Here is a 13,726-nt window from a genome sequence, read left to right on the forward strand (position 1 = left end):
TTAGCGGCCTGTAAGAGATCTAAAAGAAGAATTATTTTCCTTTAAAATATGAAAAACTATATAGCCGAAACTGCAAAACCTAAACCTAAATCTACCATAAATTCTTATAGAAGTTTTGGCTATAATCTGTCAACAGCAATAGCGGACATTGTAGATAACAGTATTTCTGCAAACGCAAATGAAATCCGTATTGAATATCAATGGAAAGGACCGAATTCTTTCATTTCTATTTATGATAATGGAAGAGGGATGAATCAAGAGGAGTTGGTAATTGCTATGACTCCTGGAAGTAAAGATCCAGAGGACGAACGACACGAGAAAGACTTGGGCAGGTTCGGTATGGGTTTAAAAACTGCTTCATTTTCGCAATGCAAAAGACTTACGTGCGTAACTAAAAAAGAAAACCATAATGTTATTAAGCGTTGTTGGGATATTGATTTTATCAATGATGAAAATGAATGGTTCCTTTTAGATTTTGTTTCAGAAAACTCTTTTTTAGATGTCATTGAGAAGCAAGTGTCTGGCACCTTAGTTTTGTGGGAAAAATTAGATAGAATAGTTGGGAACGCCGATACGAATAACGAAGCGGTAAAAAATGCATTTTACCAGGAAATGGAAAATGTAAGAGAACATTTGAGTTTGGTCTTCCATAAATTTATTGAAACAAAAAAAGTTAAGATCTATTTTCAAAATGAAAAGATCGATTCATATAATCCTTTTTTACTTAACCTATCACCAAAGCCAGAAATGGGCTTGCCTGAAGTATTTGGAAATGTAGAAATCACTTATTTTATATTGCCACATATGTCAGAAATAGGTAAAGTGGATTACGAAAAGTCAGGTGGTGCATTGGGATGGTTTCAGCAACAAGGATTTTATGTTTATAGAGGAGATAGATTGTTGGTAGCTGGTGATTGGTTAGGTTTAGAAAAGAAAAGGGATTATTCTAAGCTGGCACGTATTTCTGTAAATTTTTCTAATAACAATGATTTTAACTGGAACTTAGATATAAAAAAATCTACCGCAACCCCTCCGATTGAAATAAGAAGAGAGCTCTCCAGAATTGCAAAGATTGCTATTATTAAATCTGCTAAAATATATAATTGGCGTGGGCAGAAAACGTCTACAGAATTTTCTGTTAATACTTATGAGCCGCTTTGGAAGGATGAAATTACAAGAGAAGGGATAAAGAAATATCGAATAAATAAAAAGCATCCTATTATAAGTTCATTACTCAATGAAAACAATAAACTTTTATGCAAGGCCTTAAAACTACTAGAAGAAAATGTGCCTATCGAGTTGATATTAAGTAATCAGAATGAAGACCCAGCTTTTCATGAGCTAGAAAAACACAGCGATATACCCAGCGACGAGCTCATTAGTTTGGCTATAGAAATCTATCATATTTACCTAAAGCAAGGAATACCAGAATCATTAGCTAAGCAACAGTTAATGAATGCTACTCCATTTAATCTATTTCCATTAATTAACGACTATCTAAAATGAGTACTTTACTTCAATCTGCCAGAGCAATCTCGCATACATTACTATCATTACACCAAGGCGATATTACAGATGACATTTTGTTAAATGTTATAGAGAAGGCCTCAGCCATCAACATTGTTGATGGTCAAATTTTAGATAAGCAAGAATTATTTGAAATATTAAGGGCTGATTTCAGTATTGGTAAAGGTACAATAACTGAACTTTACGACAAAGACGTGACACCTTGGTTAAATGATGAAAAAGCAAATATCAATTTTGAATTATGGAACAGGTACAAACTTTATATGTCTGAAAATGACCCTTCTTTTCCTGTTAATGATTTGGACGATTTTACTGATAAAATATTAGATAAATGTATAAATCCCAAAGACAGTAATTCTTGGGATCGGCGTGGAATGGTCGTAGGCCACGTGCAATCTGGAAAGACATCTAATTATGTCGGATTGATTAACAAAGCTACTGATGCGGGTTATAAAGTAATAATCGTTATTGCCGGAACAATTAGCTCCTTAAGAAGACAAACACAGGAAAGAATAGATTCAGGGTATATTGGCAGAAACAGTTCTGCTTTTATTAATAACAAAGGAGAAAACAAAATTATTGGGGTTGGTAAATACAAAGTAAATACTGACATTTACTCGTTAACTTCCTCGTATTACAAAAACAATGATGAAGGGGATTTTAGTCAATCTATAGCAAACAGATTAAATATTCCCATCGGAAAAAATCCAGTTGTGTTTGTTATTAAGAAGCACAAAAGCATTTTAGAAAACCTAATAGATTGGTTTGCTAAAGATGTAAACGCGAAAATCGTTGACGGATCGCCCAAACTTTTTAACGTACCGGTTTTAATAATTGATGATGAAGCAGATGCGGCCTCTGTAAATGCTTCAAAAAGCATTGAAGATATAAAGACGATCAATCGCTTAATTAGAACACTGTTAAACCTTTTTAACCAAAATACTTTTATAGGTTATACCGCTACGCCCTATGCAAATTTATTTATTTCACAAGAACATAATGATGAGCTAAAAACTATTATAAAAAATAAAGAATACAAAATTGGGGAAGATTTATTTCCAAGAGATTTTATAATCAATATTAAAGCGCCAACAAACTACTTTGGCGCGGCAAAAGTATTTGGATTTGAAAACGCTGATGGTGAGGAAAAGGAACCTTTGGATATCTTTAGAGAAATTGATGATTTTGATCCACCTTTCTTTAGAACCATAAATAAGTTAAACAAAGGAGATCTGCCAGAATATCTTCCAAACAGCTTGGAAAAGGCGATAAAATCATTCATTTTAACTTGTGCAATTCGTAGACTGAGAGGGCATGGAAATAAACATAATTCAATGTTAGTTCATGTTGCCTTATTAGTGAAATGGATTGATAGAGTTGCCTACTTAGTTAATGCAAAAACCAAGGAGTTTACAAACGCAATTAATAGTGATGACAATAGTCTTTTACAGGAGCTAAAAGTATTGTATGAAACGGACTTTATACCTACCACTGAAAATATTTTAGAGAATTTAGATTATAAAGACATCCGAATCAAACATCATTCTTGGGAAGATGTTAAGAAAGAGTTAAAAAAAGCAGCATCAAAAATTGATGTCCGATCCGTTCACGGGACACGCTCTACAACTAATTTGGAATACCACAATATTGAGGAGATTGACTATGCTAGATACGAAAATGGATTATCTGTGATTGCAGTGGGGGGAAGCAGGCTATCAAGAGGGATTACATTAGAAGGATTGTCTGTTAGTTATTATCTACGAACCACAAAAATGTATGATTCGTTAATGCAAATGGGCCGATGGTTTGGCTATCGCCCTGGCTATGTAGACTTATGCAGGTTATATACTACTGAACAGATTTTTGAATGGTTCAACCATATTACAATGGCAACCGAAGAGATGCGGAATGATTTTGATGAAATGACTGCATCACATCAACGCCCAAAAGATTTCCGATTAAAGGTCAGAAACCATCATGGCTTAATGACTATCACAAGTTTGGCTAAACTCAATTTCTCAAAAAGCATTGATATTTCCTTTTCTGGAACGAACCCCCAAACTTATCAGTTGCTTAAAACAAAAAAGGCGATTGAGAATAATTATAAAGCATTAAACAGCTTAATTTCAGCAATTGGATTACCGGGGTTAGAGAACAGACAAGAGACAAGAGGAAAAATAAGGTATTTATTTTACCCTAATCAGGAAAATAATTCAATTTGTGATTTTATTGATGCATTTAAAATTGAACAACCAAGTATTAAAAATGCAACATTGAGCGAGTATATTAAAACACAATCTAGAAACTTAAATATTAGCCAATGGAGTATTTGCATTATTTCAAATACAGATGACAAGGTATTTATTGATTATGCCGGGAATACTCCTTTGAAAGAAAGACAAGCAAAGGAAGATGCCATGACTTTTGAATTGCATTTTAACGGAGAGAAAATTACGTTAGGGTGTAGTGTGCGTAATCAGCCAAAGATAACTAGGGGAAGTGATTACTATTTAATTGCGAAGAATCAAATTGATGACCTAAAAGACAGGCAAATTGATCTAGTGTTAAATGGGTTGAAGAGCAATAAAGATATTAAAGAGCAAAGAGCCATAGAAAAGAAGGGATTACTTTTAATCTACGCCTTAGATGAGAGGGGAACGCCTAATGTTGATTATGGGATACCTATTATCGGCTATAGTCTTCATTTTCCTAAAATTGAAAATGAGGTAAAAACATCTTATACTACTACAATTTTCGATGGTTTTGATGAAGAGCCACAAGATGATGACGATTCCCCTAATAATGATAGCGAATAGTATATGGTTAATATTAAATCAGTCTGGGAAACGCAGAAGCCAACCAGTGACATCATTATCAGAACGAGAATACAAGATATTCTGCATCTCAATTGCTATGCCGCAAGTAACCATATTACTGGGCAGCATTTGTACATAATGTCTTTTTCAAAAATGATGGAATTCCCAGAACTTAATAAATACCGCTTTAAAGGTGTCGAAATTTTTCCCGTTGAAACGGAAGATTTCCGCGAACTAAATATCTATTTATTAGACAATGATTTGAAAGATATTTTTTCGCTTTTTATTCAGAATATTTTGGAAGATATTGCCGAAAGTATAACCGAAAAGGAAGCGATTACCAAAACATTTAATGTTATTTCTAAATGGAAAAAACTTTTTGATAAAATCAACTTTAATGGGCTATCACTTGAATATCAAAAGGGACTTTTGGGAGAATTACTTTTTATTAATTCCTTATTAGATGCCGGGATAGAATCTGACGTTATATTGAATGCCTGGATGGGGCCTGATTTTGATGATAAGGATTTCAGATTTGGTGATATAGGAATTGAAGTAAAGCTGACTTCATCAAAGCATCCTAAATTAAAAATAACAAATGAAGGGCAATTAGATATTCAAAATCTCAATAGATTATTTTTGATTCTGTACATTGTTGAACATGTGCAAGGAAATGGATTTACATTGAATTCTCTAGTTTCCCAGATAAGAATTAAATTGAGTTCAAACTTTAATAGTTTGAGTCTATTTAACGAGAGATTGTTGTTGTTAGGTTATTTACAAATTGACGAAGAATATTACAATACCATGTTTAGGTCTAAAGAAATATATACCTATGCCGTTACCAGCGAATTTCCAAGAATCATAAAATCGCAGCTTCCATCAGGAATTTATGACACTTCCTACTCCATCGAAATATCAGCAGTTGAAAATTTCAAAATTGAACAAAGTATAACTAATAATCTAATTAATGGAAAGAGCTCTCACTAATTACATAGAAGAAATAAAATCCGATATCGCATCGCTAGTTTATTCAGATGGCGATGGAGCCAGCTTTGAAGATAAATTTACCCTGTATTGCATTGAGGTTTTAGAAACTATCGGTAAATCTGAAGGTGCTAGGGTTTTATCCTATGTTCATCCTAATAATCAAGGAGGTATTGACTGGAAAATAAATGGCTATTGTCTAAAAGATCAGTTTAAAGATGAGAATAACAAAACCTATTTTGAAACCTTAGACTTATTCATCACTTACTATAAGAATGATAGCTATGATTACAATATTACTCAGGCTGATTATATTAAGTCTCTCAACCAAATAAAGAAATTTATTAATGGTGCTTTAAAAAGGCATATAGATTACATAGATCATTCGCATACTGAGCTAATTGAGCTAATAAAAATCATTTCAAAACAAGGGAAGGACTTCGATAGGATAAATATTTTTTTTCTGATTAATGGTTTTTCAAATCATGATAAAGAACAAATTGAAATAAACAGCATAGGAGTATTCGTACATACATGGGATATCAACAGGTTATTCAAAATCAATGAAGCAAATAGCATACATGAGCCAATAGAAATAGAGTTTAAAAAATTCAATGAAAATGGTTTTGGGCTTCCTTGTTTAAAGGTCCCATCAATAGATGAAATTTACGATTGTTATTTAGCCATTGTTCCGGGGGAGGTTCTTGCGCGGCTTTATAAGGAATTCTCAAATGAGTTACTGGAAAGTAATGTAAGAGCTTTCCTGGGGCAAGCTGGAAAGTTTAACAAAGGTATACGGGAAACTATACGGGATAAGCCGCAGATGTTTTTACCATATAACAATGGTATTACTGCAACTGCTGAGAATGTTACGACTGCTATTGTCGGTGGCCAATTAACGATAACGCATTTGAGCGATTTTCAAATTGTTAATGGGGGACAAACAACAGCCTCATTATATCACACACAAAAAAAATATAAGGACGTTGCTCTGGATAAAATTTTTGTTCAGATGAAACTTACTGTTATCAAAGATATTGAGAAAAAAAACGAAGAAGTACCAAATATTGCCAGATTTGCGAACAGCCAAAATAAAGTTACGGAATTAGATTTGTCGTCAAACAACCCTTATTTTGTTCAGATCGAAAGCCTTTCTAGAAGAAAATATGTTGTTAACCCAGAAAATAGAAATCAATCTATATTATGGTTTTTTGAACGTGCGAGTGGTCAATACAGAGAAACTCTAAATAAGCAAACGCCAAGCCAGCAGAAAAAGTTTAAGGAACAAAACCCCAATACATTAAAATTCGTTAAATCTGATGTTGCTAAATACATTAATATTTGGGATCTAGAACCCCATCATGTGTCTCTAGGTTCGCAAAAGAACTTTATTCATTATACAAAAAAAGTTGAAGAGTTGGTTAAGAAGAATAAGCTACCTGGAGAAAATTTCTACAGAAAGTTAATTGCTAATGCAATTCTTTTCAAATCTGTTGATAAACTTTTTGGCAGAAAAAACGTCGATGCTATTGGAGATACTAACTTAAAATCCTTTACTGTGGCATATACGGTATCATATTTTCATTATTTAACTAAAAACAGACTCGATCTTTGGAAGATTTATGATGAGCAAAAAACTGATGATGAACTAAACAGCGTTTTAAAAAGACTAATGATTTTCGTTTATCAACATTTACTAAAAGCATCAAATAACACATTGTTTTCTGAATATGCCAAAAAGGAATCTTCATGGGTAAATTTGAAAAATGCAAATTATTCGGAGGATTTAGAAAAAAGTATAATTAAGGCTCTTGTTTCTGAAAAAGATAGAGATTTGAGGGAAATTGAAAAAGAAACGGATACCAATGAACTTGAAAATGATTTATTTACGATAAGTGAGATCAGAAAAATGGGTTTGAAGTTTTGGGATGGCTTTAGAACGTATGTCGATAAAGATAAACCAGAGGATTTTGATTACTATCTGGCATTTGATCTACTCAAAAAAATCAAGGACAATAAAAATTTATCGTCGAGAGAAGTTTCTTTTGGCAAAAAGGTTTTAAAATATATTAATGAAAATCCTCGATTGATAGAAAGGATCAAAACCTTATCTAAACTGGAAGATAATGAAGTTATTGAAGTGAAGTTTATCTATGATAAACTTCTGTTGCTGTCAAAGGAAGAGTGGAAAAGAATTATAGATGTGGCAGCGCAAACGAAAATATTCGATAATCTTGAACTAGGAAATATAAAATCAGTCCATAATTCGCTTCAGAAAAAAGAAAGCGTAAGAGAATTAGCTTTGATTAAAGCTTACGAGTCAATCAAAAAATTAGAAAAATTTAAAATAATAATATAATCAAAATGATTGCTCGACAACGGTAGCTATTTGCTGGCCCAGTAAACAGGGAACTGCATTACCGATCTGTTTAAAGGCTGCGGTACGACTTATACCTTCTTTTACACCTTCAAAGTAGAAATCGTCAGGGAAAGATTGCAACCGAGCTGCTTCACGAACAGAAATTGACCTGTTTTGTAAATTATCGGGATGGATATAATAATGTCCATCCTTTGCGATGTGAGCAACCACTGTTTGTGATGCCTCCAGGTCTGCGGCCACGACTTTAAATCTATCAAAAAAAGAAGATCTGTTCTCATGGGTTTTTAGGCGATCTGGTAAATCATTATAATTGAGACGTTCTTTGTTATAATTCCATTTGTCAACGGCAATACGATAGATTTCCTTATCCTGTAAAGCGTGTGGTCGGGCAATATGCTGCGTTAGTGTGGTGATCCCGTTTCGTATATGAGCAGCTTCAAGATATTCGTTTTTATCAGAAGTATAATTTAAAAACTTATCTTTTCCCTCCCCTGCCTGTATGGCCGGCAAATCAGCAAATAAGTTTGATACATTAGCAGTCAGGCCACTTTTATAATTATCTAAATCTGGCAGATTTGGGATAAAATCTTGTCTCCAGCCAATGATAATCAAACGCCTGCGCTTTTGTAATACGCCAAAGTTTTCTGCTTTAACCGAAAAAATATGAATGCTATACCCTTTTTTATAAAAGAGTTTCTCCATATTCTGTAAATAAACTCCGCCACCTGCAGACTTTAACCCCAGCACGTTTTCGAATACAAACATTTTAGGCTTATATTTCTCTAGATAGTTTGCGTATTGAACGTAAAGAAAATTACGGGAATCCTTCTTCATACCATGCTCAGACCTTGCCCTGCCCACTAAAGAATATGCTTGGCACGGCGGTCCGCCGACGATAAGGTCTATTTCGTTGTTACCCTGAATGTTTCTACTTATACGACTGAAAATTTCCTGATTATTTTCATCGCCGATCCCGAGGTTAATTACTGAGTCTAAAATTTCCTCAGGTATTAAACTGTAAAGGTCTTTTCGAGTAATATCCCCTTTTAAATAAGAATGATAATAATTTAGGCGATCACTTTCTTTAAGATAATAATAAGCAGCTCTTGTCCTAAGTGAGTACGAAGCCGCAGCATCAATCTCGACATGCGCAACAGGAGAATAACCAGCTCTTTTGAAGCCTTCCGAGAGGCCTCCAGCACCAGCGAAGAGATCGATATAGTTCACGTAAATATAATTAGAGGACGAAGTTATAAAAGTTTTCCCAGCGTTCCATGTTTTGGAACGAAAAACGTTCAGTTTTGTGGAACCTTGCTCAGATCGTACAGTGTTTCTACTAATGTCTGAAGTGTAGTCCCCATTACCTTAGGTTTCAATTCGCATTCCCATACCTCAATAACTCTCCAGCCTGCTTTTTTTAATGAATTGATATTGATTATATCTTTAGTCTTATTTCCGTTTATCTTACTAAGCCACCAATCGGTTTTTGTTTTTGGAACCACGTAATATTTGCATTGATCATGACCGTGCCAGAAACAGCCCTGAATAAAAATTGCTGTTTTGTATTTAAACAAAACGATATCTGGCTTTCCAGGTAAATCTTTTACATGAAGTCGGTATCTAAAGCCATTAGCGTGTAGAAACTGGCGAACCAGCATTTCAGGCTTAGTGTTTTTGCCCCTAATGCGGCTCATATTGTAGGAGCGAGTTTCTTTGCTGTGTACGTCTGCCATAATATTATAACAAAAACTTTAAGGATTTTGTTAGGCGTTTTGCAAGAATGATTGTTACACTAAGATAAAAAGTAACGAGTAAGAAAGAACATCGACGGTAAGATTTTTTGGAGATCAAATTCGATCTTGTACTTCGTCTAAAGAATAGTGTTCATTTTTTTCATATTTTAGCCAGTATCTAAAATTCTCTTATGTATTATTTTATTCCTTTAGCACCCGGCGATGACCTGATCAGCCGCCGTGGAAGTCAAGTTAATATACTCGTGGGCGAAAATGGTTCGGGAAAAAGCTCATTACTGCGGGAACTGTCTTCTTATTTTGCCAGGAATGAAGACAGAAAAGTAATTGCTATTGCCAATACGATCCATGACAAGTTCGACTATCGTCACCGGATGATCAAAACACTTAAGGCTTCAAATGGAAAGGCTCTGGTCCGAAAGACCCTAAAGATTGCATTGCAAAAAATGTTCGAAACAGATAATGGCGATTTTCAACGGGTTGCCCGAACCTTGGAATATGTTAACTTCAACCCCACTATTGGTATCAAGGTTGTAGGCTTAAAACCGGATTTCCAAAATAGTTTACGTTATGGTAACATCAATGAGAAAGAGGCAGAAATCATTTCCTTACTTCTGATGCAATATAACAAGATGACTGACAGTAGCGAGGAGCTTATTCCAGTGAACCTGTACCGGGACAATTTTCTGGAATTTACAGGGGCTGGCATATTGGAGTTGCTCAATTATGAATCCTTGCTGAAGAGGGCCAAGATAATTCGAGATATAGAAGTTTATCTGAATAGAGATGGTAGGTTTATCATTGCCAACCAGGGAAGTTCGGGCGAGCTGACGCTGATTACGACTTTTGTTTTCCTCGCCGTTCATATGGATGTCGGCGCAAGGATTTTGATTGACGAGCCGGAGAACAGTCTGCACCCCAAATGGCAGACTGAATATGTGCGCACGCTATATGACCTAGTTTATCAATATGAGCCCAGAATATATATTGCTACCCATTCTCCACTGATTGTCAATAGCGCAGAAATAGAGCTCGGTTCGCGTGTCTCGGTTTTCAAAAGTATTAATGGGCCTTTCGAGCTGCAACAGCAGGAATCTACAGGTGTTGAAGAGCTATATCAAGAATTGTTTGACGTGACCACGCCGGAAAACCGTTTTCTTTCCGAGACGATGGTAAAAAAAATGAACCAGCTTTCATCCGGTGTGATCTCATATTCTGAATTCCAAAACCAGATTAACGAGCTCAGTGATAATGCCTATGACCCCAAACAGAAATCGGTTTTAGGTGGAGTACTTGAACTTGGGTCATTAATTATAGCAAACAGAAATTAACATGCCTTTAAATGATAACGATAAGGTGCTCATTACTGAAGCAATTGCTGCGGGTGGGGATGTGTGGGCAAATGATTCCATAAAACCGGTTAAGGACAAAATTAAGGCGTACTATAGGGGTATTTCGGGAGGACATTGTTGCTACTGCAAAAGTAGTTTCAGAGGTGGATTTAATATGGTCATTGATATAGAGCATGTACTGCCCAAATCGAAGTATGCGGATTTTATATTTGAGCTCTTCAATCTTAATATTTCCTGCAAGCGATGCAATATGCTTATCAAAAAGGATCGACTGGATTTTCTTCTCGATGAGCATATGGTGCAACAAGATCCAAGGAATACGGACAAATATTTATTGATACATCCTAATCTCGATGAATATTTTGAACATATGAGCTTGGACGTGGTGATCAGGAACCAAAAAGAAATGGTAAAGTTCAGCCCAATAAAACCCAAGGGACAATTTACTTATGATTTCTTTCGACTGAGCGAACTTGAAGTAAATTCATTGAACAGTGCTCAGGGGATTGGGCAAAAGAGTGAGCCTTTGAGTGTAAACTTGCCTCAAGATATGCAGGATGTCGCCAATGACCTAATCAGGCAGCTCTAACTGTTTGCTCAAAAATCTGACCGACATTTATGTAGTTTTAGATAGATAATGGGCTTAAAGGCTACACCTGTAAAAAAAATACTATTAATTTTAGTATATTTGATACCTATCGGATTTGCTTACATGGTCAAAAAAGACATTACACTTCAGTTATTAGCTCTATATAATACCTATGCGGACCAGATCAATATCTCTTCGAAGATGTCGGCTGTCTTACATGGACTGAGGGATATAAAGGCCAGTGGCAATGAGATAGAAATTACCCTGCGAAATATTCTTTCCGAGCTTTTGCCACAAAGGTATGGATTAGGGAATGGTCATGTTGTCGATAAAAGACTTAATGTGAGTAAGCAATACGATCTAATCATTACCGAAAACATTGATTACCGATCAATGTCCCGGGTAAAGGATTCAACTGAGCTCTTCTACTATGAAAGCGTATACGCCTTGGGCGAGTGTAAAGCTACATGGAATCCCTTAAATGTAACTTCCTGTGCTGCATCATTTGCAGATCTCAGGGACAGGCTTGTGCGTAATCCTGTTGCGAACAATGTGATTCTTTCTGGCAATATTCCTATAGGACTGGACAGTAAGGTGACAGATTACCCGTTGAGAAATCCACTTTTTCTTTTTGCATTCGCTGTAAAGACCGATAAAGATATCGGGAAGTTAAAGGATGCCTATCTTACCGGGGGGGCGCTGACCAATTTGCCAGGGATTACCGTTGTTCTCAATGAGGGAGTATTTGTGCTACTCAATAAAAAAGACCTTGAAAGCGGAAGCATTTCGATCAATATTTATCCTGAATTCGAAACCGAATCACAGGACTATGTATGGCGATTTATCCGTAGTAACGATCCGGGGAAAAACCTGTCCTATTTACTATTCTGTCTGATGCAGCACCTCAGTTCAAGTATACTCGAAAAGCCACCGTATCTGACATATGCACAAAACATTTGGGACATAGACGAAACAGATATATCAGAATTAAACGAACTCTAAAATGAAATTCAAAGAAATTGACATCAAACGTGTTATCATACACAAGATCATCGGGAAAACAACCAAGAATGATGCATATACAGAAGCTTCGACCGACCTGCACAACTTGGATCCAGATACAAAAGCAACCCTTTTGGAAAGAATTGAATCTGCAATTAGTAAATCCAAACGTTTTTTTGAAACCTCGGTAGAAAATATGGAGACCGACAGCTTCTATGATTACGCAAAGAACCTTTCTAAAACTGATAAAAAGGACTTTCTGGATAAGTCAGTATTGATTGCGGAACTTGCAGCGGCAGCACATCAAAAAAGAACGCAACCAGGCGGACTATTGATTGTTATTGACGCGTCATTAGATAAGCTTAGTTCAGTCATTGTTATCAAGGCCGAATTGCAACAAGCATTGATTATCAATGGCAAAGCGGTTGAGCTTATCAAGGAATTGTTTCTCTCACCAGCTAAGGAATTTTTTAAGATAGGTATTTTGATTCACCATGATCCAAGGTCCATGGAGAAAAAATCCTTTGATAGTTATGTTTATGACGATAATTTCACGGCTCAAAAAAATGATTTGGCCACTTATTTCTATCGTGATTTTTTGGGCTTTTCCACTCATGAGAACGATAAGCTCAGGACCAACAATTTCATTAAGGAATTTTCGGATTTCGTGGATGGTAATGTAAAGGACTTTGAATCAAGACGTTTACTAAAAACCAAAATTAAGGCAGACTACCGGGAGTCGGCAGTAGATATCGTTGATCCGGCATCCTACACAGAGTATTTTGAAAAGGATGGCCTAGTAACGCAATATCATACCAAGGTGCTCTCCAAGTTTCCCAGATCATTCTCGAAGGACCTGTCACTGGTCGACGCCGCATTACAGAAATCTTCCTTACAGATTACCAGCCAACTTAAAATATCCGGCCCACCAGATCTGGTAGAGAATCTTCAGATTATCAATCCAAATCAAGAGACCAAGCTAAGGTCACTGATTGCGCAAATCGAATCCAGGGACGTTGCTAGATTGGTTGTGATCAAAACTGATGCGCTGAATCCCTCTTTTTATCGTGATGATGAAAACACGGAATAAACCTCATATTCGGTATTGTTAGTTGGGCTCGTTCATGATTATTTAGGAAAAACAAAGATTTGAAAATTGAAAAACCGTTGAAATCCTTTTTAAGATAAATTAGCTCACTGAAAAGGTTTTTGAGGATAAGCACCAGGTAAATCATTTACGCAATAAACTTTGATAGTGCTTTGACTCCTATTTTTTAGACTAAATTTTTATTAGTTGGCCTATTGTATACGAATCCTGTGCT

At 35.6% G+C, this 13,726-nt stretch carries 10 protein-coding genes; 8 read left to right on the plus strand and 2 right to left on the minus strand.

The genetic code is table 11. The features are described from left to right. The first annotated feature begins 48 nt into the window (after nt 1-48). Genes ABD692_RS13315 through ABD692_RS13330 form a run of 4 tightly spaced genes read left to right on the plus strand, consistent with a single transcriptional unit; the run spans nt 49 to nt 7,689 of the window. Nucleotides 49-1,506: an ATP-binding protein gene (locus tag ABD692_RS13315; RefSeq protein ID WP_344767739.1), complete on the plus strand. Its 1,458-nt coding sequence runs from the start codon at nt 49-51 to the stop codon at nt 1,504-1,506. Then, on the plus strand, nt 1,503-4,343 hold the full coding sequence (locus tag ABD692_RS13320) for a Z1 domain-containing protein (RefSeq protein ID WP_344767741.1): 2,841 nt from the start codon (nt 1,503-1,505) through the stop codon (nt 4,341-4,343). The genes ABD692_RS13315 and ABD692_RS13320 overlap by 4 nt, the downstream gene beginning before the upstream one ends. Nucleotides 4,344-4,346: 3 nt before the next feature. Further along, nucleotides 4,347-5,333, plus strand: a complete 987-nt coding sequence (locus tag ABD692_RS13325) for a PD-(D/E)XK motif protein (RefSeq protein WP_344767743.1) — start codon at nt 4,347-4,349, stop codon at nt 5,331-5,333. After that, nucleotides 5,314-7,689 (plus strand): AIPR family protein, encoded by a 2,376-nt coding sequence (locus tag ABD692_RS13330; protein ID WP_344767745.1) that lies wholly within the window; start codon nt 5,314-5,316, stop codon nt 7,687-7,689. Before ABD692_RS13325 ends, ABD692_RS13330 begins: the two co-directional genes overlap by 20 nt. Here the strand turns inward: ABD692_RS13330 and ABD692_RS13335 are convergent, their stop codons facing one another. Then, nucleotides 7,690-8,937 (minus strand): DNA cytosine methyltransferase, encoded by a 1,248-nt coding sequence (locus ABD692_RS13335; RefSeq protein WP_344767747.1) that lies wholly within the window; start codon nt 8,935-8,937, stop codon nt 7,690-7,692. 68 nt (nt 8,938-9,005) lie between these two features. Continuing rightward, on the minus strand, nt 9,006-9,443 hold the full coding sequence (locus ABD692_RS13340; protein WP_344767749.1) for a very short patch repair endonuclease: 438 nt from the start codon (nt 9,441-9,443) through the stop codon (nt 9,006-9,008). 191 nt (nt 9,444-9,634) lie between these two features. On the opposite strand from ABD692_RS13340, the gene ABD692_RS13345 reads away from it, so the two are divergent. The 4 genes from ABD692_RS13345 (at nt 9,635) to ABD692_RS13360 (ending at nt 13,494) form a co-directional block, all read left to right on the plus strand. Further along, nucleotides 9,635-10,792 carry an AAA family ATPase gene (locus tag ABD692_RS13345; RefSeq protein ID WP_344767751.1) on the plus strand — a complete coding sequence of 386 codons (1,158 nt, stop codon included), beginning with the start codon at nt 9,635-9,637 and terminating at the stop codon, nt 10,790-10,792. A 1-nt stretch (nt 10,793) separates the two neighbouring features. Next, nucleotides 10,794-11,402, plus strand: coding sequence for a hypothetical protein (locus tag ABD692_RS13350; RefSeq protein WP_344767753.1), 609 nt, complete (start codon nt 10,794-10,796; stop codon nt 11,400-11,402). A gap of 123 nt (nt 11,403-11,525) precedes the next feature. Then, nucleotides 11,526-12,404, plus strand: coding sequence for a DUF6602 domain-containing protein (locus ABD692_RS13355; protein WP_344767755.1), 879 nt, complete (start codon nt 11,526-11,528; stop codon nt 12,402-12,404). A gap of 1 nt (nt 12,405) precedes the next feature. After that, complete coding sequence (locus ABD692_RS13360) at nt 12,406-13,494, plus strand: nucleoid-associated protein (RefSeq protein WP_344767757.1); 1,089 nt, start codon at nt 12,406-12,408, stop codon at nt 13,492-13,494. Nucleotides 13,495-13,726: the final 232 nt, after the last annotated feature.

Origin of the sequence: Pedobacter ginsengiterrae (assembly GCF_039537385.1) — a bacterium.
GTDB lineage: Bacteria > Bacteroidota > Bacteroidia > Sphingobacteriales > Sphingobacteriaceae > Pedobacter > Pedobacter ginsengiterrae.

Coding starts and splice junctions, on each gene's coding strand:
- ABD692_RS13320 (WP_344767741.1), top strand. CDS start 1,503: ATGAGTACTTTACTTCAATCTGCCAGAGCAATCTCGCATACATTACTA.
- ABD692_RS13325 (WP_344767743.1), top strand. CDS start 4,347: ATGGTTAATATTAAATCAGTCTGGGAAACGCAGAAGCCAACCAGTGAC.
- ABD692_RS13360 (WP_344767757.1), top strand. CDS start 12,406: ATGAAATTCAAAGAAATTGACATCAAACGTGTTATCATACACAAGATC.
- ABD692_RS13340 (WP_344767749.1), bottom strand. CDS start 9,443: ATGGCAGACGTACACAGCAAAGAAACTCGCTCCTACAATATGAGCCGC.
- ABD692_RS13355 (WP_344767755.1), top strand. CDS start 11,526: ATGGTCAAAAAAGACATTACACTTCAGTTATTAGCTCTATATAATACC.
- ABD692_RS13350 (WP_344767753.1), top strand. CDS start 10,794: ATGCCTTTAAATGATAACGATAAGGTGCTCATTACTGAAGCAATTGCT.
- ABD692_RS13315 (WP_344767739.1), top strand. CDS start 49: ATGAAAAACTATATAGCCGAAACTGCAAAACCTAAACCTAAATCTACC.
- ABD692_RS13345 (WP_344767751.1), top strand. CDS start 9,635: ATGTATTATTTTATTCCTTTAGCACCCGGCGATGACCTGATCAGCCGC.
- ABD692_RS13330 (WP_344767745.1), top strand. CDS start 5,314: ATGGAAAGAGCTCTCACTAATTACATAGAAGAAATAAAATCCGATATC.